This window comes from Staphylococcus rostri, assembly GCF_002902145.1.
In the GTDB taxonomy this organism is placed as follows: domain Bacteria; phylum Bacillota; class Bacilli; order Staphylococcales; family Staphylococcaceae; genus Staphylococcus; species Staphylococcus rostri.
This window is the reverse complement of the sequence record NZ_PPRF01000008.1, coordinates 1-421: the sequence shown is the minus strand read 5'-3', so window position 1 is coordinate 421 and position 421 is coordinate 1. Positions and strand designations below refer to the sequence as shown.

The 421-nt window shown below is 40.1% G+C and carries 1 protein-coding gene; it reads right to left on the bottom strand.

Annotated features, from left to right (window positions below; all coding sequences use genetic code 11):
• A partial coding sequence (locus tag CD122_RS00885) for a Rib/alpha-like domain-containing protein (RefSeq protein WP_276307398.1) occupies positions 1-421 on the bottom strand: 421 nt, incomplete at both ends.

Here is a 421-nt window from a genome sequence, read left to right as displayed (position 1 = left end):
CGATTGATCCTTCTGGTGTTACATCTTTAACTGTTGTACCTTCTGGAAGACCTTTTGTATCAACGTTATCTGTTAAGTCTACTGTTCCACCTTGCTCAACTACTTCTGGTGTCGCTGTTGGATCGTTTTGATCAGCGTCAGTTAATTTTTCTTTAACTGTTACTGGCACTTCGATTGTGTCTTTTGAACCGTCTGGATATACAACTTCTACTGTTCCAGTGTATTCACCTGGTTTGTCAGTGTCGATTGATCCTTCTGGTGTCACGTCAACAACTTTTGTACCTTCTGGAAGACCTTTTGTATCAACGTTATCTGTTAAATCAACTTTTCCACCTTGCTCTACCACTTCTGGTGTCGCTGTTGGATCATTTTGTTCAGCTTGTGTTTTAGCTTTTTCTGTAACAGTAACTGGTACATCTAC